Origin of the sequence: Kitasatospora sp. NPDC048715 (genome assembly GCF_043198905.1) — a bacterium.
Classification (GTDB): Bacteria; Actinomycetota; Actinomycetes; order Streptomycetales; family Streptomycetaceae; genus Kitasatospora; species Kitasatospora lactacystinica.
In genome coordinates, this window is the sequence record NZ_JBICVH010000007.1 from 157,142 (window position 1) to 178,032 (window position 20,891).

General features: G+C 73.9%; 20 protein-coding genes. 6 read left to right on the top strand and 14 right to left on the bottom strand.

Annotation, left to right across the window (positions count from 1 at the left end):
- Positions 1-188: 188 nt before the first annotated feature.
- Complete coding sequence (locus ACGFSC_RS15810; RefSeq protein WP_359904370.1) at positions 189-920, bottom strand: MIP family channel protein; 732 nt, start codon at positions 918-920, stop codon at positions 189-191.
- A 228-nt stretch (positions 921-1,148) separates the two neighbouring features.
- Positions 1,149-2,081: an NADP-dependent oxidoreductase gene (locus tag ACGFSC_RS15815; RefSeq protein ID WP_359904373.1), complete on the bottom strand. Its 933-nt coding sequence runs from the start codon at positions 2,079-2,081 to the stop codon at positions 1,149-1,151.
- A 298-nt stretch (positions 2,082-2,379) separates the two neighbouring features.
- Here ACGFSC_RS15815 and ACGFSC_RS15820 point away from each other — a divergent pair, with 298 nt between their 5' ends.
- The 3 genes from ACGFSC_RS15820 to ACGFSC_RS15830 are packed head-to-tail and all read left to right on the top strand — an operon-like array spanning position 2,380 to position 7,159.
- Positions 2,380-3,780 (top strand): response regulator transcription factor, encoded by a 1,401-nt coding sequence (locus ACGFSC_RS15820; protein ID WP_359904376.1) that lies wholly within the window; start codon positions 2,380-2,382, stop codon positions 3,778-3,780.
- A complete protein-coding gene (locus ACGFSC_RS15825) occupies positions 3,777-4,208 on the top strand; it encodes a protein phosphatase (protein ID WP_359904379.1) in 432 nt (143 codons plus the stop codon). Before ACGFSC_RS15820 ends, ACGFSC_RS15825 begins: the two co-directional genes overlap by 4 nt.
- A 29-nt stretch (positions 4,209-4,237) precedes the next feature.
- The gene (locus tag ACGFSC_RS15830) at positions 4,238-7,159 is read left to right on the top strand and encodes a HEAT repeat domain-containing protein (protein WP_359904382.1); all 2,922 of its coding nucleotides are present in this window, start codon (positions 4,238-4,240) and stop codon (positions 7,157-7,159) included.
- Positions 7,160-7,164: 5 nt separating this feature from the next.
- On the opposite strand, the gene ACGFSC_RS15835 is transcribed toward ACGFSC_RS15830, so the two are convergent.
- A complete protein-coding gene (locus ACGFSC_RS15835; RefSeq protein WP_359904384.1) occupies positions 7,165-8,079 on the bottom strand; it encodes an NmrA/HSCARG family protein in 915 nt (304 codons plus the stop codon).
- Positions 8,080-8,153: 74 nt separating this feature from the next.
- On the opposite strand from ACGFSC_RS15835, the gene ACGFSC_RS15840 reads away from it, so the two are divergent.
- Positions 8,154-8,636 carry a MarR family transcriptional regulator gene (locus ACGFSC_RS15840; protein WP_359904437.1) on the top strand — a complete coding sequence of 161 codons (483 nt, stop codon included), beginning with the start codon at positions 8,154-8,156 and terminating at the stop codon, positions 8,634-8,636.
- 50 nt (positions 8,637-8,686) lie between these two features.
- Here ACGFSC_RS15840 and ACGFSC_RS15845 read toward each other — a convergent pair whose 3' ends face one another.
- From ACGFSC_RS15845 to ACGFSC_RS15895, 11 genes are all read right to left on the bottom strand, one after another.
- Positions 8,687-9,988, bottom strand: a complete 1,302-nt coding sequence (locus tag ACGFSC_RS15845) for a PQQ-binding-like beta-propeller repeat protein (RefSeq protein ID WP_359904387.1) — start codon at positions 9,986-9,988, stop codon at positions 8,687-8,689.
- 81 nt (positions 9,989-10,069) lie between these two features.
- Complete coding sequence (locus tag ACGFSC_RS15850; RefSeq protein ID WP_359904390.1) at positions 10,070-11,026, bottom strand: urease accessory protein UreD; 957 nt, start codon at positions 11,024-11,026, stop codon at positions 10,070-10,072.
- A 140-nt stretch (positions 11,027-11,166) separates the two neighbouring features.
- Positions 11,167-11,787, bottom strand: a complete 621-nt coding sequence (gene ureG, locus ACGFSC_RS15855; RefSeq protein WP_359904393.1) for an urease accessory protein UreG — start codon at positions 11,785-11,787, stop codon at positions 11,167-11,169.
- Positions 11,788-11,837: 50 nt separating this feature from the next.
- Complete coding sequence (locus tag ACGFSC_RS15860; protein ID WP_392863478.1) at positions 11,838-12,593, bottom strand: urease accessory protein UreF; 756 nt, start codon at positions 12,591-12,593, stop codon at positions 11,838-11,840.
- Positions 12,590-14,314: an urease subunit alpha gene (gene ureC, locus ACGFSC_RS15865; RefSeq protein ID WP_359904396.1), complete on the bottom strand. Its 1,725-nt coding sequence runs from the start codon at positions 14,312-14,314 to the stop codon at positions 12,590-12,592. Before ureC ends, ACGFSC_RS15860 begins: the two co-directional genes overlap by 4 nt.
- Positions 14,314-14,751: an urease subunit beta gene (locus tag ACGFSC_RS15870; RefSeq protein ID WP_359904398.1), complete on the bottom strand. Its 438-nt coding sequence runs from the start codon at positions 14,749-14,751 to the stop codon at positions 14,314-14,316. The genes ureC and ACGFSC_RS15870 overlap by 1 nt, the downstream gene beginning before the upstream one ends.
- The gene (locus ACGFSC_RS15875) at positions 14,741-15,739 is read right to left on the bottom strand and encodes a cobalamin biosynthesis protein CbiX (protein ID WP_359904401.1); all 999 of its coding nucleotides are present in this window, start codon (positions 15,737-15,739) and stop codon (positions 14,741-14,743) included. Before ACGFSC_RS15875 ends, ACGFSC_RS15870 begins: the two co-directional genes overlap by 11 nt.
- Positions 15,740-15,742: 3 nt before the next feature.
- Positions 15,743-16,048 carry an urease subunit gamma gene (locus tag ACGFSC_RS15880; protein ID WP_188298983.1) on the bottom strand — a complete coding sequence of 102 codons (306 nt, stop codon included), beginning with the start codon at positions 16,046-16,048 and terminating at the stop codon, positions 15,743-15,745.
- 174 nt (positions 16,049-16,222) lie between these two features.
- Complete coding sequence (locus ACGFSC_RS15885) at positions 16,223-17,161, bottom strand: urea transporter (protein ID WP_359904404.1); 939 nt, start codon at positions 17,159-17,161, stop codon at positions 16,223-16,225.
- Positions 17,162-17,443: 282 nt separating this feature from the next.
- A complete protein-coding gene (locus tag ACGFSC_RS15890) occupies positions 17,444-18,184 on the bottom strand; it encodes an alpha/beta hydrolase (RefSeq protein WP_359904406.1) in 741 nt (246 codons plus the stop codon).
- Between the two features lie 287 nt (positions 18,185-18,471).
- Positions 18,472-19,233, bottom strand: a complete 762-nt coding sequence (locus ACGFSC_RS15895; RefSeq protein ID WP_359904409.1) for an alpha/beta fold hydrolase — start codon at positions 19,231-19,233, stop codon at positions 18,472-18,474.
- Positions 19,234-19,356: 123 nt separating this feature from the next.
- Between ACGFSC_RS15895 and ACGFSC_RS15900 the strand changes: the two genes are divergently transcribed.
- Both ACGFSC_RS15900 and ACGFSC_RS15905 read left to right on the top strand, forming a co-directional pair.
- Entirely contained in the window at positions 19,357-19,890 is a 534-nt protein-coding gene (locus ACGFSC_RS15900) for a SigE family RNA polymerase sigma factor (RefSeq protein WP_359904443.1), read from the top strand.
- Positions 19,887-20,849, top strand: a complete 963-nt coding sequence (locus tag ACGFSC_RS15905) for a hypothetical protein (RefSeq protein ID WP_359904412.1) — start codon at positions 19,887-19,889, stop codon at positions 20,847-20,849. The genes ACGFSC_RS15900 and ACGFSC_RS15905 overlap by 4 nt, the downstream gene beginning before the upstream one ends.
- Positions 20,850-20,891: the final 42 nt, after the last annotated feature.

The following is a 20,891-nucleotide window of genomic DNA, read 5'->3' on the forward strand; positions in this document are numbered from 1 at the left end:
AAAGGACCGCGAAGGGAGCACGTAGGGACTGCGAAGGGACCGCGAACAAGCTCCAGAGCGACACGCAGGGAGCGCGAGGACGAGGCCGGCGGAGAGCCGGAACGGCGGCGGCCGGGACCGTCGGTACGGTCCCGGCCGCCGCGCCGGCTCGACTGCGGGACCTACACCCGCACGTCGGTGGCCAGGACCTACACCCGCGCGTCGGTGGCCAGGGCCTGCGCCACCGGGAGGTTGGGCTGCGGGTGGGTCAGCAGGTGCACGCCCGCCGCCAGCGCGCCGCCGACCAGCGGGGCGAGCAGGAACAGCCACAGCTGCGACAGCGCCTCGCCGCCCGCGAACAGCGCCGGGCCGAGGCTGCGCGCCGGGTTGACCGAGGTGCCGGTGAGCGGGATGCCGACCAGGTGGACGACCACCAGCGCGACGCCGATCGGCAGCCCGTCGAAGCCAACCGCGGCCAGCCGGTGGGTGACCGCCAGGACGACGTAGACCAGCAGGAAGGTGAGGACGACCTCGGTCAGGAACGCGCCGCCGGCGTTGATGTGCACCTGGGAGCGGTCGCCCCAGCCGTTGGTGCCGAGCTTGCCGTGGGTCTCCAGCCCCGGTATCTGCTTCGCCAGCAGCAGGACGAGCGCCGCGCCCGCGACGCCGCCGAGCACCTGCGCCACCCAGTACGACACCGCCGTGCGGCCGTCGATCCGGCGCGCCAGCAGGAAACCGAGCGTCACCGCCGGGTTGACGTGGCAGCCGGAGATCGGGCCGAGCGCGTACGCGAGCGCCAGCAGCACGAAGCCGAAGGCGAACGCGATGCCCACCGGACCGATCGCCTCCCCCGCGAGCACCGCCGCACCCACCGCCAGCAACACCAGCAGCAGGGTCCCGACGAACTCGCCGATCACCGCCCGCCTGTCCGTTCCGCCCATGCGCCTGGTCCTCCTGACCGTCAGGGCAGGCGGTCCGGTGCCGCCCACGTCCGGCCAACCCTGGTCGACCGTTCGGGGGACCGCATGTCGGCCGGACGGCTCAGCGCCGTGTTCACGGCGCGTCCGCCTGCCGAATTACTCCGAACGGATGAAACCGTACGAAAATGGCGAGCCCAATGCAAAACGGAGGTAAAACGGGCAGACGGGTACAGGACGGGCGGTGAACGGCTATCGGACCGTCAGCACGATCTTCCCGCGCAGGTGCCCGGCCTCGCTGACCCGCTGCGCCTCGGCCGCCTCCGCCAGCGGGAACACCCGGTGCAGCGGCAGCCGCAGGGTGCCCGCCTCGTGCAGGGCGAGCGCGGCCGCGAACGCGCGCCGGTGGTGGGACTCCACGCCCTCGACGCCGCCGTTGAACCGGACGCCGTGCTCCTGCGCCCCCACGACGTCGGCGATCGTCAGCACCCGGTCCGCGCTGCCCGTCAGCTCGATCGACAGCGGCAGCACCCCGCCCCGCCCGGCCGCGTCCAGCGCCCGGTCCACCCCGCCCGGCGCGGCGGCCCGCACCCGCTCGGCCAGGCCCTCGCCGTACGCGACCGGGATCGCGCCGAGCTCGCGCAGGTGGTCGTGGTTCGCCTCGCCGGCGGTGCCGACCACGGTGATCCCGCGCGCCCGGGCGAACTGGAGCAGCACGGTGCCGACCCCGCCGGCCGCGCCGTGCACCAGCAGCGTCTCGCCCGACCGCACGCCCAGCAGGTCGAGGACCCGCTCGGAGGTCTCGGCCGCCGTCGGGAGCGCGGCGGCCTCCTCCCAGCCCAGCCCCGCGGGCTTGTGGGCCAGCACCGCCGCGTCCACCAGCGCGTGCTCCGCGTACGCGCCGCCCATCATGCTGCCGAACACCTCGTCGCCGGGAGCGAAGCCGCTCACCCCGGCGCCGACGGCCTCGACCACGCCGGACACCTCGACACCCGGCACATAGGGGAAGACGACCGGGAAGAGCGCGGCCAGCTCGCCGGTGCGCAGCCTGCGGTCCACCGGGTTGACGCCCACGGCGCGGACCGCGACCCGCACCTGGCCGGGCCCGGGCGCGGGCAGCTCGATGTCGATCGGGCGCAGCACGTCCGCGCCGCCGAACTCGGAGAAGGCGATCGCCTTGGTCATGGAAGGTCCTTAGGTTTCAGTGGAGTTGCCGGCGGCTTCGCCGACGGAGCCAGTCGGTGGCGTTGCCGTCGGGTTCGCCGACGGGTTCGCCGACGGGTTCGCCGACGGAGTCGTCTGTGGAGCCGGCCCGTGGAGTCGGCCCGTGGAGCCGGCCCGTGGAGCCGGCCCGTGGAGCCGGTCGCTTCCGACGACTTCCATCCTGTGCCCGGGACGGCGCGGGCCCGCCCGGCCCTTCGGACGGTTCGACCTGTCCGAACGGCCGGGCCGCGTCGGCGGCACCCGAACTAGGCTGGACCGCATGGACGACATGAACGGCGCGGCGGACACCGCCGGCACGGACGAGCCCTGGCGGCGGCACTGGGCCCGCCCCGAGGACGCGCTGGCCCGGGCCGTCGAGGTGCTGCGCGCTCCCCGGCCGGACATCCTCCCCCGCCTGTCCGAGGTGCTCGACACCCTCGTCCCGCACACCGCGCTCGCGCAGCTCAGCGGCGTCTGCACGTTCAACCCCACGAACGGCTACGGCCCGCCCGAGCTCACCGCGGCCATGAGCACGCGGGACCTGTCCCGGCTGGCCGAACGCGCGGCCGCGACCACCTCGGCCGGCCGGCCCTGGCAGGGCGAGGCCGAACTCGCCGGACGGACCCGGCCGGTGGTGGTCGTGGCCACCACGCCGGCCGACGACAGCGGCGCCGCGCTGGTCCTCGTCCGGGCGGGCACCGGACCCGTCGCACCCGGGGCACTCGCCGTCCTGCAACAGCTGTGGGACCTGGTGGTCGCCCACTCCGACCACCGCGCCACCGACGCCGCCCCCACCCAGACGGCCGCCTCCCGCGCCTCCGCCAACGCCCGGGCCCGCGCCATCGCCGAGTTCACCGGCACCCACAGCGCCGCGCTCACCGCGATCCTGGCTCCGCTGCGCGCGCCCGGCCTGGACGACGCCACGGCCCGCCGCACCGCCACCGAGCTGGCCGTCACCGCCCTGCTCGACCTGCGCCAGGGCGCCGAACTCGACCGCACGCTCAGCGAACAGCCCGCCGACGCCGCCTTCGCCCGCCTGGTGCGCGAACTGCGCCCGCTGCTGCGCCACACCCGGGTCCACCTCGACGCCGCGCCCCCGGCGGAGGCCGGCCGCTCCATCCCGGCGGACGCCGCGCACACCGCCCGCGACGCCGTCCGGGTGGCCGTGCTGCTGATGCTGGAACAGGAGAAGCCGACCCGGCTGCACGTCAGCTGGCAGCTCACGGCCGACGGCCTGCTGCGCGCCGTGGTGCGCGGCGACGGCCTCGGCGCACTGACCGCCGACGCCCTCGCCGTCCACCGCACCGCCGACCGCATCACCGCCCTCGGCGGACACCACGGCGTCGAGGCGGTCCCCGGCTGGGGCACCACGGTGACCGTCGACCTCCCGCTGGCCCTGCCCGAACCCGCCGTCGCCACCGACCCGCTGGACGGCCTCCAGCCGCGCGAACGGGAGGTCCTCGACCAGCTGGCGCGCGGCCGCCGCAACCGGGACATCGCGGCGACGCTGCGGATCAGCGAGTCGACGGTGAAGTTCCACGTCGCCAACATCCTCGCCAAGCTCGACGTGTCCTCGCGCGGCGAGGCCGCCGCCCTGGCCCACCGCGCCGGACTGCGCGCGGGCCGGTCGGGCTGCACGCGGCGTCCTGAACTCCCTCCCCCCGAAAGAAGACCCTCGTGACCGACCCCACCACCTGGGACCCGGCCGTCCCCGGCATCCTGCGCCTGCCCTCCGGCCGCCTCCTGCGCGGCCGCGGCCACAGCCGCCCCCTGCCGCCCGGCCCCCGACCGGACTTCGGCCTCTACCTGTTGGGCCGCCCGCCGCACGTCGACTGGCCGAGCCGCTGGGTGCGCTGGCCCGACTTCCGTCTCCCCACCGACCGCGCGGACGCCGCCGACGCCTTCCGCGAGGCCTGGGAGCGCGCCGCCACCGAACGCGTCGAGCTCGCCTGCGCCGGCGGGCGAGGACGCACGGGCACCGCCCTCGCCTGCATCGCCGTCCTGGACGGCGTCCCGGCCGCCGAGGCCGTGCCGTACGTGCGGGAGCACTACAGCCGGCACGCCGTCGAAACGCCGTGGCAGCGCAAGTTCGTGGAGCGGCTAGCCTAGGCGGGGTGGGCGGCGATCCAGGGATTTCGGTGGCCAACGAGGTCACCGGAACGGTCAACGGTGACGTGATCCAGGCCGGAACGGTCAACCTGAACAAGGCCGTTGAGCCCGAGGTCACCAACGGGTCCATGGCCGCCGCCCGCGCCGCGTACGCCCGGCGGGTGCGGGAGACGTACGGGCGGCTCGATCTGGAGGTGCTCACCCCGCTCTCCGAGCAGGGCGAGCACCCGGCGGTCGAGCTGCGGGAGGTGTTCGTCACCCCGCAGGTGCGGGAGAACCCGCCACCGGTGGAGCTGCCGCGCGAGCTGGTCCACCGACTTCTCACGAGTGGCGAGTTCACGGCGGAGGAACCGCCGGGCGACCTCGGGCAGTCCACCCTCGAACGGCTGCGCACCGAGTACCTGAACCGGCCGACGGAGGACGTGCTCTCCGTCCTCGCCGGGCCGCGCGGCGAACGGGTGGTCCTGCTCGGCGACCCGGGGTCGGGGAAGTCCACGCTCGCCCGGTACTTGGCCCTCACCCTGGTGCAGGACGTCGACGGTCCGCGCGCCCCGCTGGGCGGCCTGGTGCCACTGGTGGTCGAGCTGCGTCAGTACGCCGAGGGGCAGTGGCGCGAGCGCACCTTCGAGGACTTCCTCGACCACCGCCACACCGTCGCCGGAATGTCCCTCCCCGGCCCCGAGCTGCGCCAACTCCTTACCGAGGGACGGGTCGTGGTCGTCTTCGACGGCCTGGACGAACTCTTCGACCCGGGTGTGCGCGCCGCCACCGCCGAGCGCATCGCCGCCTTCGCCGCCCGCTACGACCGGGCGCGCGTGGTTGTCACCTCGCGCGTCATCGGTTACCAGCGCGGCGCCCTCGGCGGCGCCGGGTTCACCCACTTCATGCTCCAGGACCTCGATCCGGAGCGGATCGCCCACTTCGCCCGCCGCTGGTACGGCATCGCCTGCCCGGCGGATGCCGAGCTGGCCGCCCGCCTGGTCGACCGCATCACCATCGCCGTCGGAGCTTCCCGACCAATCCGCGAACTCGCGGGCAACCCCCTGCTGTTGACCATCCTCGTCATCATCGGCCGCCGCCAGGCCCTGCCGCGTGACCGCCAGGGCGTCTACGAGCATGCGGTGCGCGTCCTGGTCGCCCACTGGGACCGCGACACCAAGCACCTCGGCATCCCCCTGAAGCCCGGCGCCGCCGAGGCCCTCGGCCTCCTCGACGACCGCGAGCGACTGGAACTGCTGCGCCTGCTCGCCCGCCGCATGCAGGAGGGAACGGGTGGCATCGCCGGGAACCACATCCACGCGGAGGAGCTGGAGGAGGTGTTCCGCGACTACTTCACCCAGTTCGGCCTCCCGCCCCATCAGTGCCTCGCCGCCGCCCGCACACTGCGGGACCAACTACGGGAGCGCAACTTCATCCTGGCCCGGTACGGCGGCGAGGTGTACGGCTTCGTCCACCGGGCCTTCCTGGAGTACCTCGCGGCGGCGGACATCGTCCACCGCTACACGGTGGGACGGGAGTGGTCGCCGGAGGAGCTGATCGAGGAGGTCTTCGAGCGGAGGACGGACGACCCTGCGTGGCACGAGGTACTGCTGCTGGTGGTCAACCAGTTGAGCGAGACGGACGCGGGGAGGGTGGTCGACCGACTGCTGGACCGGGGGGACGAGCCGTCACTGGTCCTGGCCTTCCGGTCCCTGGCCGAGGTTCGGAAGATCGGACTGCTGCACGCGCAGAGCGACCGGGCCGTCGACCGTCTCATCAGCGCTTTCGTCACGTACTACGACTACGCCGTCCTCCACGGCGATCAGCTGATGACCGCGCTCTCCGCACTGTGTTCCGTGCCCGGTTGGACCGGGCGCGATCACTACCTCCGGTGGTTCCATCTCCGAGGACAGTTCCTCGCCGGAGCCGGTACGGCGACGATCGCGGCCACGACCCTCCACACCGACTTCCGGACCACGCGGGCCCTCGCCACGTTCGGGCCCCCGGCCACCAGGGAGTTCGCCGTGGCCGGCCTGGCCCGGCGCTGGAGCGCCCATCCGGGGATCGTGGCCGCCTTGTGCGACCTCGCCGTCCGATCCGGCCACGACCGGGCGGGCGCCGCCGCGCTGGCCGAACTGGCGGAGCGCTGGCCCGATCATCCGCGGGTCCCGCTTCCGACCGTCGTCGGGCCCGATGCCGACGACGACGGGACAGTGGAAGGCGTCCAGGCGCTCAATACGCTGTTGACGCGACTGTCGGCCGACCCCGACGACCACACCCCGATGCTGAACGCCGTCGCACACGAGTCGGTGGTCCTCCGTGCCACCGCCCTCCAGCGACTCGCGTGGGTGTGGCCCTCGCACCCCGAGGTCTTCGCCACGTTGCTCGACCGTGCCGTCAATGACTCGGACAGCCGCATCCGCTACGCGGCGGTTCACGAGCTGGCGACCCGGTGGGCCAAGGCCCCGGCCGTCCTGATGCTGTTGCGCGAGCGTGCGGGTCACGATCCTGACGCCGTCGTTCGCGTTCGCGCTCTGTCGAACCTCGCCGCCGAGGACCCCGACGACCCCGGGATCGTTTCGTCGCTCACCCGCGCGGCCGTCGATGCGGAACCTGGGCGGGTGCGGGAATCGGCACTGGAAGCGCTGTCCGAATACCGGGGTTCACGGGACGAGACGGCTCTCCTGCTCCTGGATCGCATCGAGAAGGATCCCGCTCACACGGTTCGCGGCACGGCACTCAGCTGCTACGCGGTGCTCACCCCCGGATCCGCGGAGGACGTCATCCGGCGCAGGGCGGCCGACGATCCCAGCCCGGAGGTGCGCGGCCGGGCGCTGACCATGCTCGCCTGGCAGTGGCCCGGCAGCCCGGAGACCGGCGAGGCCCTCCGACGTGCTCTTGCCGATCCCGAGGTCCGCGAGGCCGCCCGAGCCGGGCTCGGGGCGGTCGCGCACCTCACCTCCGGCACCTGAACCCCTCAGAGGTCCCAGGTGCGGGCCGCCGCCCACGTCTCCAGCGGCTGCCAGTCGATCTCGGGGTGCTCGGCGTGCAGGGCGCCGGTGTCGATGGTGAGGCCGGGCTCCTGGAAGTAGCGGAACATCGTGGCGAGGTCCTCGGAGTACCCCGCCACGACCGAGAGCGGCACCTCCACGCAGCGGATCGGCCGGCCGCTCGCCGCAGTGATCGCGGCGGCGATCTGCTCGCCGGTGCGCCACTGGGAGGCGATGTCGATGCGGCGGCCCGCGTAGACCTCGGGCCGGGCGAGGACGTGGGCGGCGAAGGCGCCGATGGTGTCGGCGGCGATCACGGGGAGCGGGACGCCGGGCGGCATGGGGAGGTGGAAGACCCCGTCGCGGAGGGACTGCAGGGTCCAGTCGTTGGCGTAGTTGTCCATGAAGGCGGCCGGGCCGAGGACGGTCCACGGCAGGCCGAGGCCGGTCAGGTGCCGCTCTACCCGGTACTTGCTGTCGAAGTGCGGGATGCCGGTGGAGCGGTCGGCGTTGGTGGCGGAGGTGTAGACGACGTGCCGGACGCTTCCAACGGCCCGGGCGGCGTCCAGCAGGGCGGTGGCCTGGCGGACTTCGGCGTCGGGGTCGGTGCCGAACGGGGTGGACATCGCGAACAGCGCACCGGCGCCGTGGAGTGCCGGGGCGAGGGAGGCCGGGTCGTCGAAGTCGGCGCGGACCACGTCGGCGCCGAGGGCGGCGAGTTCGGCGGCGGCGGGCGAGCCGGGCTCGCGAGTGAGGGCGCGGACGGGGCGGCCGGCGCGCAGCAGGGCGCGGGCGGTGGCGCCGCCCTGGGCTCCGGTGGCTCCGGTGACGGCGACGGGAGGCGTGACGGCGATGGGAGGCGTGACGGCGATGGGAGGCGAGGGCTCAATTATCTGCGTCATGCAGACAACATAGGGCGCCATCTCTGCGCGACGCAAACAATTATCGGGCGGCCGGTTACCCTTCCCCCATGACGATGTCCCGCGACGAGCTGATGGCCCGGCTGTGGCCGGTCTCGCGCCGCTACCTGGCCTCGTACGTGCTGTTCAACCAGGCCGTCGCCGACCACCTGGGCATGCACCCGACCGACGTCCAGTGCCTCAACCTGCTCACCCTGGAGGACGGGCCGGTCACCACCGGCCGGATCGCCGAGCTCACCGGGCTCACCAGCGGCTCGGCCACCCGGCTGGTCGACCGGCTGGAGAAGGCCGGGCTGGTCACCCGGCAGCGCGACGAGGCGGACCGGCGGCGGGTGCTGGTCGCGGTCCGCCCCGAGACGCTGGAGCGCTACGGGGCGGTGTGGCGCGAGCTGTCCACCGACTGGGTGGCCGCCTTCGCCGAGGACACCGAGGTCGAACTCGACTTCCTGCTACGGCACATGAACCGCACGGTCGAGCTGAGCCACCGGCAGATCGCCCGGCTCGCGGCCATGGATCCGGACGGCTCGAACGGGCCCTGAGCCCACGCGGGTGGATCCCCCCGGACGGGCCCGGACGGTCCCCGGCCGGGTCAGGACGACGCCAGTGGCGGCAGGGAACCGAGCGCGAGGACGTCGGCGCGGCCGGCGCGGTAAACGGTCCCACCGGCGGCGGCCAGCGAGATCGGGTTGCCGCCGTCGAGCGGCTCCGACTGGTCCTGCCAGCGCAGCCCGCTCGTCGCGGGATCGAAGGCGTACAGCTGCTCGTCGCCCGCATCCGCGTACACGCCACCACCGTCGGCGGCGACCATGGCGACCGGCCCGGGATGGCTGCCCGCGGGCACGTCGGTCGACCAGCGCCGGTCCCCGGTGCCGACGTCCAGCCCGGTCAGGCGGATCCCGCCGAACACGACGGCCGTCCCGTCGGCGGCCGACAGCGGACAGTCCACCACGCCGTGCTGCACGGACCTCCACCGCACCTCGCCGGTCGTCCCGTCCAGTGCGGAGACGAACGTGGAGACCATCGCCTCGTTGACGGACACGAGGAGGAGGATGCCCCGGTGGACGGTGAGCGGTCCGGTCGCGACGACGTTGCGCTCCCACAGCCGCTCCCCGCTGCGCGCGTCGAGAGCCAGGACCCCGGTCGACCTGCCCGCCGCGTACACGGTGCCGCCGGCGAGGGCCAGGGCGGCCGAGGCGCCCGCCGGACCGGTCCACCGCGGCTCGCCCGTCGCCAGGTCGTAGCAGCGCACGGAGGACCCGTGCACGGCGAACACGCTGCCGCCGCCGACGGCGGGGCCCTGCCGCCACCCGCCCTCGGACCGGTCGGGCAAGGCGGCCTCCCACCGCTGCTCCCCCGAGGCGGCGTCCAGGACGCACAGCCGGGTGTCGGTGGCCACGCAGACCACACCGTCCCCGGCGGCCACCGGCCAGCCACCCTGGGGGCCGGCCGCGTCGGGCGTGCTGACCGCACGGCTCCAACGGACCTCGCCGGTGCGCGGGTCGAGGGCGCGCACGCTGCCGTCGAACCCGGAGGCGTACAGACCCTGTTGGCGACCGGTGGACAGTGCGAGCCGCCCGTTCGCGGCGGTCGTCCGCCAGAGCCTCGGCCCGTGGGAATCCCCCTGGCGGACCCAGGCTTCGAGGCCCGCCGCGGCCGCGAGCGCGCCCAGGCCGACGACACCCATCAACAGCTTCCGGCGGCCGACCGGGCGCCGGGTCGGCCGGGTCAGCGCGCTGCCCCGCTCCGGCTCCGGCATCGGCTCCGGCTCCGGCATCGGCTCCGATTCGGGCTCCGACTCCAACTCGGGCCCGGGCTCGGGCTCCGGCTCCAACTCGGGCCCGGGCTTCGCCACGTCACCCCGTGCGGCGTCCTGTCTCGCATGCTCGTTCACGCCTGACAGGACTCCGCACCCCGCCCCGGGGTTGCCCCGGAACCGGAAGAAGATCACGACACGCCGGAACGGCGGCCGACACTACGTCTTCCGCAGCTGCGGCGCCGGCACCCCGATCAGCAGCCGCCGCACCGCGTCCCAGGCCGCGCGCAGGGCGGCCGCGACGGCCCGGGTGTCGGAGCCGAGCAGCCGCAGCCAGGCGCCGCTGTCCTGCGGCAGCACGCTGACCCCGTACAGCAACTCGCCGCGGCCCCGGCCGCAGTCGGCCACGGCCTCGTGCAGGACGTCCGCGATCCGGCCCGCCGGGGCGAGCGGGCTGAGGACGTACAGGCTGGACATCACGTCGTGCCCGGCCAGCACCGCCGGCCCGGTGACCCCGCCGCCCCCGGTCGGCGAGGGCTCCAGCCGTACGGTGTCCAGCGCCACCAACTCACCGTCCGGACGCCGCACTTCGAGGTCGGACGCGAACACCCGGTAGGCGTTGCGCTCGCCCCGGGCGAGTCGGCCGGCCAGGACGGTCTCACCGGCCAGCACCGTCGCGTCCGGGTCGACGGTGAGGACGGTCCGCTGGTAGAGGCGCGAGTCGACGAAGGGGATGACCGGCTCGGGCAGGTACTCGACGTAGGCGCGCGGGCCCGCCGACAGGTTGACCAGCTGCGTCGCGTAGTCGTGCTCCATCCGGTAGACCTTGGTGGCCGCCTGGGTGGTCAGGTGGACCGCCGTGTCGGCGCCGCAGCGCAGGTCGGTGCGGAGCCGGTCGGCCTGGAGAATGCCGCCGCCGGTGGACATCAGGAAGGTGACGGCGAGGTCGGGGCGGGCCGGGTCGAAGTACAGCGGGCGCATGATCTGCAACGGCGACTTCTGGTAGTGGCCGGTGAGTTCGGTGCGCCCGCCGACCTGTTCGAAGGCCAGTTCCAGCAGCCCGACCTTGCCGGGACGCCCGACCGCGAGGGTGTCGGGCGTCCCGGCGTGGCGCCGGACCTCGTGCGGGACGCGGGCCGGCTCGTAGTGCCGGGGGTCGAGCCGGGGCACCCCCACAGCCGGAGCGTCCGCACCGGCCGCGCCGGCCGCACCGGGCACACCGGGCACACCGGGCACACCGGCCTGAGCGGCCGCACCGACCCGAACGTCCCGGACATCCTGAACGTCCCGAACGTCCTGGGCAGCCGACGGGACTGTCACGCCGGGACCTTGCGGAAGGTCTCCAGGAAGGCCGCGATCTCCTCCAGCCCCTCCCCCGTCAGGCAGTTGGTGAGCACCACCGGCCCGCCCTCGCGCACCCGGTGGGCGTCGGACTCCATCACCCCGAGGTCGGCGCTGACGTACTGGGCGATGTCGATCTTGTTGATGACCAGCAGGTCCGACTCGGTGATGCCGGGGCCGCGCTTGCGGGGCATCTTCTCGCCCTCGGCGGTGTCGAGGACGAAGAGGAAGAGGTCCACCAGCACCGGGCTGAAGGTCAGGGTGAGGTTGTCGCCGCCGGACTCGAACAGCAGCGTGTCGACGTCCGGGAAGCGCTCCAGCATCTCGGCGCCGGCCGCGAGGTTCATCGTCGGATCGTCCCGGACGGCCGTGTGCGGGCAGGCGCCGGTCTCCACGCCGACCACCCGCTCCGGGTCCAGCAGCCCGGCCAGGGTGCGCCGCACGTGCTGGGCGTCCTCCTGGGTGTAGATGTCGTTGGTGATGACCGCCGGGCGGTGGCCGCGGGCGATCAGCACCGGGACGAGCGCCTCGATCAGCGCCGTCTTGCCGGAGCCCACCGGCCCGCCGATGCCCACGCGGAGCACGTTCTCTGTCAACTCTCCTCCTTGGATTGGTAGTTCTGGTGGCACACGTACGCATCGAGTGGTCAACTCATGAACAGCCGGGCCTCCGCCCGCTCGTGCCGCCCGGACATGGCGTCCGCGACCGGCACGCAGCCGCCGAGGTCCGCCAAGTCCCGTGCCAGCGCGGCGGAGACGACCTCCCGGATCACCGGGGAGGCCGCCCGCAGCACCACCTGCGCCTTGCGGTGGTCGGTCAGCCGCAGCCGGAGCGCCGCGCCGGCGAAGCTGGCGCAGAACGCGAACAGGTCGCTGGTGACGGCCTGTTCGACCGGAACGCCGGCCGAGGCGTACGCCACCCCGGCCGCCACCGCCTGGCAGCCGGGGGCCCGCTTCCGCGCGACCAGTGCGGCGTACCGCTCCAGCGCCTCGCCGCCCACCGACTCCCGGGCGATGTCCAGGAGTTGGCGTCCGGTCCGGGTGGCGGCCAGGCGCAGTTCGCGGTTGAGCCGGGTGGCGTGCAGCCGCTGGTCGGTCTCGGCGAGCAGCTCCCAGTCGCCCGCCGTGGCCGCCCGGTAGGCCAGGACCAGCGCCGTGGCGTCGGACGGTCCGACGCCGTGCCGCAGCAGGTCGGCGAGCAGCGCGGGCAGGGTGTCCGGGGTGACGGCCTTGGCCTGGGCGTAGCCCTCCAGCCCGTGCGACAGGGTGTAGAAGCCGCTGGGGAAGGCCGAGTCGGTCAGTTGGAGGCAGACCAGCAGCGCGTCCAGGCCGTCCCCCGACACACCGGCGCCGGCAGCGACACCAGCAACACCACCGGCGTCGGCGACATCGGTGCCGCTCACGCGAGGTAGAACAGGTGGTTGAGCGGCAGTTCGCGGGCCGGCTCGATGGTGGCGGGCTCGCCGTCCAGGGTGACCTTGTACGTCTCCGGGTCGACCGCGATCTTCGGCAGCGCGTCGTTGCGCACCATGTGCTGCTTGCCGACCGAACGGCACCGCCGGACCGGCAGCACCCGGCTCTCCAGGCCGAGTCGGGCCGGAACCCCGAGGTCGACGGCGGCCTGCGACATGAAGGACACCCGGGTGGCCTGCCTGGTCCGGCCGTACTGGCCGAACATCGGGCGGTAGTAGACCGGCTGCGGGGTGGGCAGCGAGGCGTTCGGGTCGCCCATCAGCGCCCAGTTGATCACGCCGCCCTTGATGACCATCTTCGGCTTGGCGGCGAAGGAGTTGATCGGCCAGAGCACGATGTCGGCGAGCTTTCCGGGCTCCAGCGAGCCGATGTGGTCGGCGGTGCCGGAGGCGACGGCCGGGTTGATGGTGAGCTTGGCGAGGTAGCGCAGCACTCGGGCGTTGTCGTTGCGCTCGCTGTCGCCGGCCAGCTTGCCGCGCTGGTCCTTGCAGTGGTGGGCGGTCTGGAAGGCGCGGGTGAAGGACTCGCCGATCCGGCCCATCGCCTGCGAGTCGGAGGAGAAGATCGAGATGACACCCTCGTCGTGCAGCACGGTCTCGGCGGCGATGGTCTCGGCGCGGACCCGGGAGTCGGCGAAGGAGACGTCCTCGGGGATGCTGTGGCTGAGGTGGTGGCAGACCATCACCATGTCCAGCAGCTCGTCCACCGAGTTGACGGTGTAGGGCAGCGTGGGGTTGGTGGAGGACGGCAGCACGTTGGGCTCGCCGGCGATCCGCATGATGTCGGGGGCGTGGCCGCCGCCCGCGCCCTCGGTGTGGAAGGTGTGGATGGTGCGGCCGTCGATCGCGGACAGGGTGTCCTCGAAGTAGCCGGACTCGTTGAGGGTGTCGGTGTGGATGGCCACCTGCACGTCGTACTCGTCGGCGACGCTCAGCGCGCTGTCGATCGCGGCCGGGGTGCTGCCCCAGTCCTCGTGCACCTTGAGGCCGCACACGCCCGCCTCGACCTGCTCGCGCAGGGCTCCGGGCAGCGAGCCGTTGCCCTTGCCGAGCAGGCCGACGTTGACGGGCAGGTCCTCGACCGCCTGGTACATCCGGTGGATGTTCCACGGGCCGGGGGTGCAGGTGGTGCCGTTGGTGCCGTCGGACGGGCCGGTGCCGCCGCCGATCAGGGTGGTGATGCCGTTGCTCAGCGCCTCCTGCACCTGCTGCGGGGCGATGAAGTGGATGTGGGTGTCGATGCCGCCGGCGGTGGCGATCAGGTGCTCGCCGGAGATCACCTCGGTGCCGGGGCCGATCACCAGCCGCGGGTGCACGCCGCTCTGGGTGTGCGGGTTGCCGGCCTTGCCGACGGCGACGATCAGGCCGTCCTTGACGCCGATGTCGCCCTTGACCACGCCGAGCACCGCGTCCATGACGACCACGTTGGTGATGACCAGGTCGAGCGCCCCCTGGAGCGAGGTCGCGGCCGGGTCCTGGGCCATCCCGTCGCGGATGCCCTTGCCGCCGCCGTAGACGGCCTCGTCGCCGTAGTGGCCCTGGTTGAAGTCCTGCTCGACCTCGACCAGGAGGTTGGTGTCGGCGAGGTGGAAGCGGTCGCCGACGGTGGGGCCGAAGAGGTCGGTGTACTGCCTGCGGGAGAGGATGGCCATCAGCGGTCGCCTTCCTGGTGGGTCTCCGTGCGGAAGTCCCGGGGCCGGTCTTCCTTGTGGTCGAGGTTGGTGCCCTTGAAGCCGAGGGCGATGGCCCGGTCGACGGCGCGGGCGCGGGTGGCGGGGGCGGTGATGCCGCCGTCCACGAGGTTGGCGAAGCCGACCAGGCGGCGGTGGCCGCCGAACTCGGCGAGCGTGACGTCCTTGGTGTCGCCCGGCTCGAACCGGACGGCGGTGCCGGCCGGGATGTCCAGGTGCTTGCCGAAGGCGGCGTTGCGGTCGAAGTCGAGGGCGCGGTTGGCCTCGAAGAAGTGGTAGTGGGAGCCCACCTGGATCGCCCGGTCGCCGGTGTTGCTTACCGTGACGGTGGCCTTGGCGCGGCCGGCGTTGATCTCCACCGGGTCCTCGCCGTACAGGTATGCGGCGCTACCGGACATGGTCGGCCTTCCTTTCTGCCGGGTCAGTGGGGGCGTGTGCGGGTCCCCGGGTGTGGCCGGGGCGGTCGTGCGAATGGTGCTGGTGGTTCTGATGCTGGTGCTGGTTCCCGTGCTGCTGGTGGTGGTGCTGGTTCCCGTGCTGCTGCTGGTGGTGGTGGTGATGGCTCTGCTCGTCCGGCCCGTGGCTGTGCGCGTAGCCGTGCCCGTGCTCGGCGTCGAGGCCGGCCAGGATGCCGTCCTCCCCGTGCCCGAGCAGGTGCAGCGCCGCCGCCGTCCGGGCCGCGACCACCCCGGCGACGGCGGACGGCCGCAGCAGCGGACCGCCGTCCCGTACGCCGGGCAGCGGGGTGCGCAGGGCCGGCCCGAAGGAGGCCGGAACGGCCGTCACCTCGCGGGCGCCGAGCAGGCGGCAGCGTTCGGCGCCCTCGGCCGGGTCGGGGTCGCCGCCGTCGAGGGCGACCTCGACCCACCGGTGCCGGCCGTACTGGCGGGCGAGGCGGGCGATCCGGAACAGCTCGGCGTCCTCGAACGGGCCGGCCGCCGGCGCGGTGACCAGCACCGCGCCGTCGGGGGCGGCGCCGGCGGCCGCGCGCAGCCAGCCGATCAGGTGGTCGGCGGCGGCGAAGGGGGCGGTCAGCGCGAGCCGTCCGCGGCCTTCCCCGGCGGCCAGCCAGCGCAGCGCCCGGGCGGTGTCGGCGACCAGTCCGGGGTCGCGGCCGAGCGTCATCGGCACGACGCACACCGGTCCGTCGCCCGCCGCGGCGAGCGCCGACCGTACGGCCTCGGTGAGCGGACGGCCCGCGGGGGCGACGGCGTGCACGGTGGCACTCCCGGCGGTCGGGGGCCGGGTGGTGGGAGGCACCGTGGTCGGGGGCCGGGCGGCGGCCGGCCCGGTGGACCCGCCTGCCACCAGGGCGGCGAGGTCCCGTCCGCCGTCGCTCTCGTGCCCACCGGCCAGCACCACGGTGGCGGCCTGATTCCGGGTCATCGCTCAGGCACCCACCGGGTCGTGGCAGGAGACCAGCTTGGTCCCGTCCAGGAACGCCGCCTCGACCTGGAGCAGCGGGAGCATCTCGCGCACGCCGGGCATGACGTCCTCGCCGCCGACGACCTGCTTGCCGATCTCCATGCACTCGGCGACGGTCCGGCCGTCCCGGGCGCCCTCCATGATCGCCTCGCTGATCAGCGCGCAGGCCTCGCTGTAGTTCAGCTTGACGCCGCGGTCTCGGCGTTTGCGGGCCAGGTCGGCGACGACGTAGATGTACAGCTTGTCCATCTCACGCGGCGAGAGATTCACGGGTATCACTCTTCCTTTCCGGGAATCCGATGAATGGCAGGGAGTGCTCGCGGCAATCGACCTGCCGAGGTTCAAAAAAGCGACGAGAAGAGAGAGAAGAGAGGGAAACAGGAGAACGAGAGCGGCGGGGAAAGTGGGGAAAGTGAGGGGATTGCGGGGACGTCGGGCGCGGAATCAGACCCGGCGCAGGCGCGGGACGGCCGGCACGGCCGCCAGGAACAGCATCGTGGTCAGCACGAACGGCCAGGTGAAGGCATGGCCGCCGAAGGGCGCGGAGACCGCGCCGAGCGCCGGGGTCAGCACCGTCGCGCCGGCCGCACCGAGCAGGGCGTAGGCCGCGCTCCAGGCGTCGGGCGCCAGGAACACCCCGCACAGCGCGAGGGCGACCAGCACCCCGCTGTACCCGAGCAGACCCTGCCCGACGGCCTCGCCGGGGGCGCCGAACGCCCAGGCCGCGAGCAGCCCGGTGGCGCTTCCCGCGCAGGCCATCAGGCCCGCGAGCCGGCTCGCCGCGAACAGCCCGGCCAGGAACAGCAGGCCGGCGTACCACTGCGGCACGAGGAAGATCTGACCGATGTTCGCGAAGAACCCGTGCCAGAGCTGGTCCCAGCTCAGCCCGGTCGGCCCCTCCGCCGGAACGGGCAGGGCGGCGGGCGCTCCCGTCCCGTGCCACAGCCGCCGGAGGCCGGGGGCGGCCGCCGTGACGGCGGTCGCGACCAGGCAGAACGGCGCGGTCAACGCGGGCAGCCGCCAGGTGGCGAGCAGCGCCCCGAGTCCCGCCGTGACCACCACGGCGACGGCGGCCCCGAGGACCGCCACCGCGACCGTCGCGGGGTGCCCGGCGCCCAGGAGGACGGCGCACCCCAGCGCCACCAGGCACCCGTTGTACCCGTGCAGCCCCGCCCCGACGGCCTCCCGGTCGAGCCCGAGCCCGTACGCGGCGGCGGTGGAGACGGCACTGCCCAGCAGCCCGTAGAGGCCGTACCGCCAGTCGGCGGCGAACAGTGCGGCCACGAAGAAGAGTCCGCAGACGACGGACGGCATGAAATCGACCTGCGCGACGCCGCGCAGCACTTCCGCGAACCACCTGCCGGATATCGGACGAGTCGCCACCGAGGCGCTCTCCCCACCCTGTTGCCCATTCATGCTGCGCACCAATTTTCCGGTACGGCCGGCCTGCCTGAAAGTCGGCCCCGGCGATTCCTCCGGAACCGTACTCCTACGGTTTGCGAAGTCCAGGGGGCACGGGGTGTTATGCCAAATCCACGAAGGGTGACCATCGGGCCACTGAGCTGCAACAATCTGTTGAAGTCAGTGCGGGTCGCGTTCGTTGCAGGGAGAAATCCTTTGCGAAGTTTTACCGACGGTTGGCATCGGCGCCGCCGGGGTCCGCGCTCACTCCACCCGGCCCAGATGCCGCGCCAGGAACCGCTCGGAGGAGAGCAGTTGAAGCTCCGGCAGCTCCAAATGGCCCCCGGGGTTGGCGTGCAGCGTCTTCTCCCGCGAACCCAGCGCGCCGAACAGGGCCAGCGCCCCCTCGCGCAGGACCAGTTCGTCGTCCCACTGGAGGAGGAACTCCACCGGCACCCCGACCCGCTCCGCCGCCTCCGTCTGCGACGGGTGCCCTGTCAGCCCGAACACCGCGACGGCGACCCGGGGTTCGGCCGCCGCCAGCGGGATGCCGATCGCGCTCCCCAGCGACAGCCCCCAGTACCCCACCGGCCCGAGGCCCTCCGCCCGCCTGCCCAGCGCGTCCAGCACGGCCACCCATTCCGGCACCGCCCGCTCAGCGAGGGCAGCCGTGTGCCGCGCCACCCACGCGCTGATCGGCCGCCCCGCGGCGATCAACTCCCCGATCTCGGTGGCGAACCGCTCGTCCTGCGCGCTGCGCGGCCGCTCCCCGTGCCCCGGCGCGTCCAGCGCCACCGCCGCGCACCCGAGCTCCCGCACGCACCGGCGGGCCCGGTCCACCAGCCCCGGCACCAGCTTGTGCTGCCCGCCGCCGTGCCCCAGCAGTACCAGCGGCCGCCCGCCGGGGGGCGGTCCGTCCGGCTGCCAGAGCACCCCGGGCACGCCGTCGAGGGTGAAGCGGCGCTGCGTCACGCCGTCCGCGCTGGATTCCGAGGTGAAGTGCACCCCGCCATCATGGCTCCCGACACACGTTCGAGTCCCGGCTTTTCCGCGTTGCCGCCGGAGCGGACCGCCACCGGCGGCCGGGGCGGGAGGCCGCCCCAGCGGGCCCGGCCGGTGCGGCGGCGCCGAAAGGCACCGGAGGGCGCCGAAAGGCGCCGGAGGGCGCCGGAGGGCGCCGAGGCACCGGAGGACGCCGAAAGGCACCGGAGGGCACCGGAGGGCACCGGAGGCCGGGCGGGCCGACGTTCCGCTCCTGGCTCGCCGCACCGGGATTCCGGTGCCCGTGAGCGCTACCGCGCGGCCGGGGCGGACTCGCCGAGGAAGGCGAGGAGGAGGGCGGTGGTTTCGGCCGGGCGCTCCAGGCTGGGGAGGTGGCCGGCCCAGGGGAGTTCCTGGTGGCGGGCGTCGGGGAGGAGGGTGGGGAGGGTGGCGGCGATGTCGCGGAAGTCCTGGAAGTCGTGGGCGCCGGCCACGGCCAGGGTGGGGGCGGTGATCCGGCCGAGGTCGACGTCCTCGCGGTCGGGGCCGAACGTCGCCTCCATCTGGACGTCGAAGGCGTGACGCTGCATCCGGCGGACGTGCGCGCGCGTCTGCTCGTCGGCCTCCGGGCCGAGCCAGGACTCGACGTTCAGCTCGACGGCCGCGTCGATCTCCCCGGCCTCGATCAGCTCGTCCTCCCGGCCGCCGAAGGCGCGCAGGGTGTCGCTGGGCCGGTGCCCGGGGATGCCCGCGCAGAGCAGGGCCAGCCTGGTGACCGCCTCGGGGCGCAGCGCGGCCGCCGTCAGGGCGATCCGGCCGCCGTGGGAGGCGCCGACCAGGGCGGCGGCCTCGATGCCCAGGTGGTCGAGCAGGGCCAGGACGTCCCCGGTGTCGCTGTACGGGCCGTCCGCGAGCGGCGTGTCGCCGAAGCCGCGGAAGTCGCAGCGGACCACCCGGTACCCGGCGTCGATCAGCGGCTGCCACTGCGCGTCCCACATCCGCCGGTCGCACACCGAGGAGTGCAGCAGCACCACGGCGGGCCCACTGCCTGCTACGTCATGAGAAATGATCATCCGGCGGATAGTAGTGCCCTTGCCGCCGTTCCCCAAGCGGTTTGAAGCCGCCGCACCCACCCGGTAAGCGCTTCCGGCCTCCCCGGGGCTCTGGACGGGTGAAGGAGGTGATCGGAGGTGCTCATGGGAGAAGCGAAGAGCGATCGGGACGACGGGTTCCAGGCGTTCATCGTCGCGGCCTGGCCGCGCCTGGTACGGACGGCGTACCTGCTGGCCGGCGAGCAGTACGCGGCCGAGGACCTGGTGCAGTCCGCCGCCGAGAAGGCCTGCGCGGCCTGGTCGAAGGTGCGCCGGGCCGACGATCCGTACGCCTACGTGCGGCGGATCCTGGTCAACCAGCACGCCCGGCGCTGGCGCCGCCGGGCGCCGGAGCTGCTGGTGGACGCGGTGCCGGACACGGCGGGGGCGGAGGACGGCTTCGCGCGCTCCGACCAGCGCGGGGCCCTGCTGGCCGCGCTGGCCACCCTGCCACCGCGCCAGCGCGAGGCGGTGGTGCTGCGGCACTGGGAGGACCTGAGCGACAGCCGGACGGCGGCGGCCATGGGCTGCTCGGTGGGTGCGGTGCGCAGCCACGCGGCGAAGGGCATCGCACGGCTGCGGCAGGTCTCGGCGCTGGTGGAACTCAAGGACACGACACGGATCGGAGGAGTGGCATGAACGGGGAGCCGGACGGGGTGGGTACGGGCGCGGACGACGGCGAGGACCTGTGGGTGGGGTTCGGCCTCGCCGAGGCCGCGGCCGGCGCGAGGATCGGCCCGGCGCCGGTGGCGGACATCGTGGCGGGCGGCCGCCGGCTGCGGCACCGCCGCCGTACGGTGGTCGGCGCGGCGGTGCTGGCCTCGGTGGTGGCCCTGACCGGGGGTGCGCTGGCGCAGCTGCGCCCGGGCGGGGCGCCCGCCCGAGGGATCGGTGCCGCGGGCGTCGGCGCCGCGCTCTCCCCGATGCCCGGCCCCACGCCGGAGCGCACTCCCGGGTGGGGCTCCCCCATCCCGCCGGACGGGACCGCCCCGGCCTTTCGGAACCCGCTCGCCCCGGTCCGGGTGCTGCTGGGCCAGGGCCTGACCCCGGACGGCAAGCAGTGGCAGCTGTGGGAGGCACTGTGGCCGCAGGCTCCGCAGTGGCAGGCGTTCGAGCAGGCGACGGCGGTGTGGGAGGAGCGCAGCCGGTACGACCCGGCGGTCCCCGAGCCGACGCCGGAGTACGTCCGGCAGTACTGGCAGCCGGACTCCGACGTCACCAACGTCTACTTCACGGTGGACGGGGTGCGGCAGTCCCACGACTCCGAGGGCACCCAGGCGGCCCCGGGCAAGGTCGACCCGCGCAGCCGGACCGCTTTCGGCGGCGGCCTGGTCGGCCACCGGGGCAAGGGCGACACCGTGGCCCCGCTCGACGTGGTGCTGCTCTCCCTCGGTCCGGACGTCGGCCGGGTGGTGGTGACCTGGGCGGACGGCAGCACCACCGAGCCGGCGTTCGTCACCGTGGCCGACTCCCCCGTCCGCGCGATGGTGGTGGCCCGCCCGGGGACGATGCGGGCGAAGTCCTGGCAGTTCTTCGACAAGGACGGCAACACGCTCCCGGACGCCGGAGCCCGGTACCTGACGGAGCCTCCCTCCTGAGGCGGACGGCGGGAGTGGGAAGTCGGCCGGGCCGACTTCCCA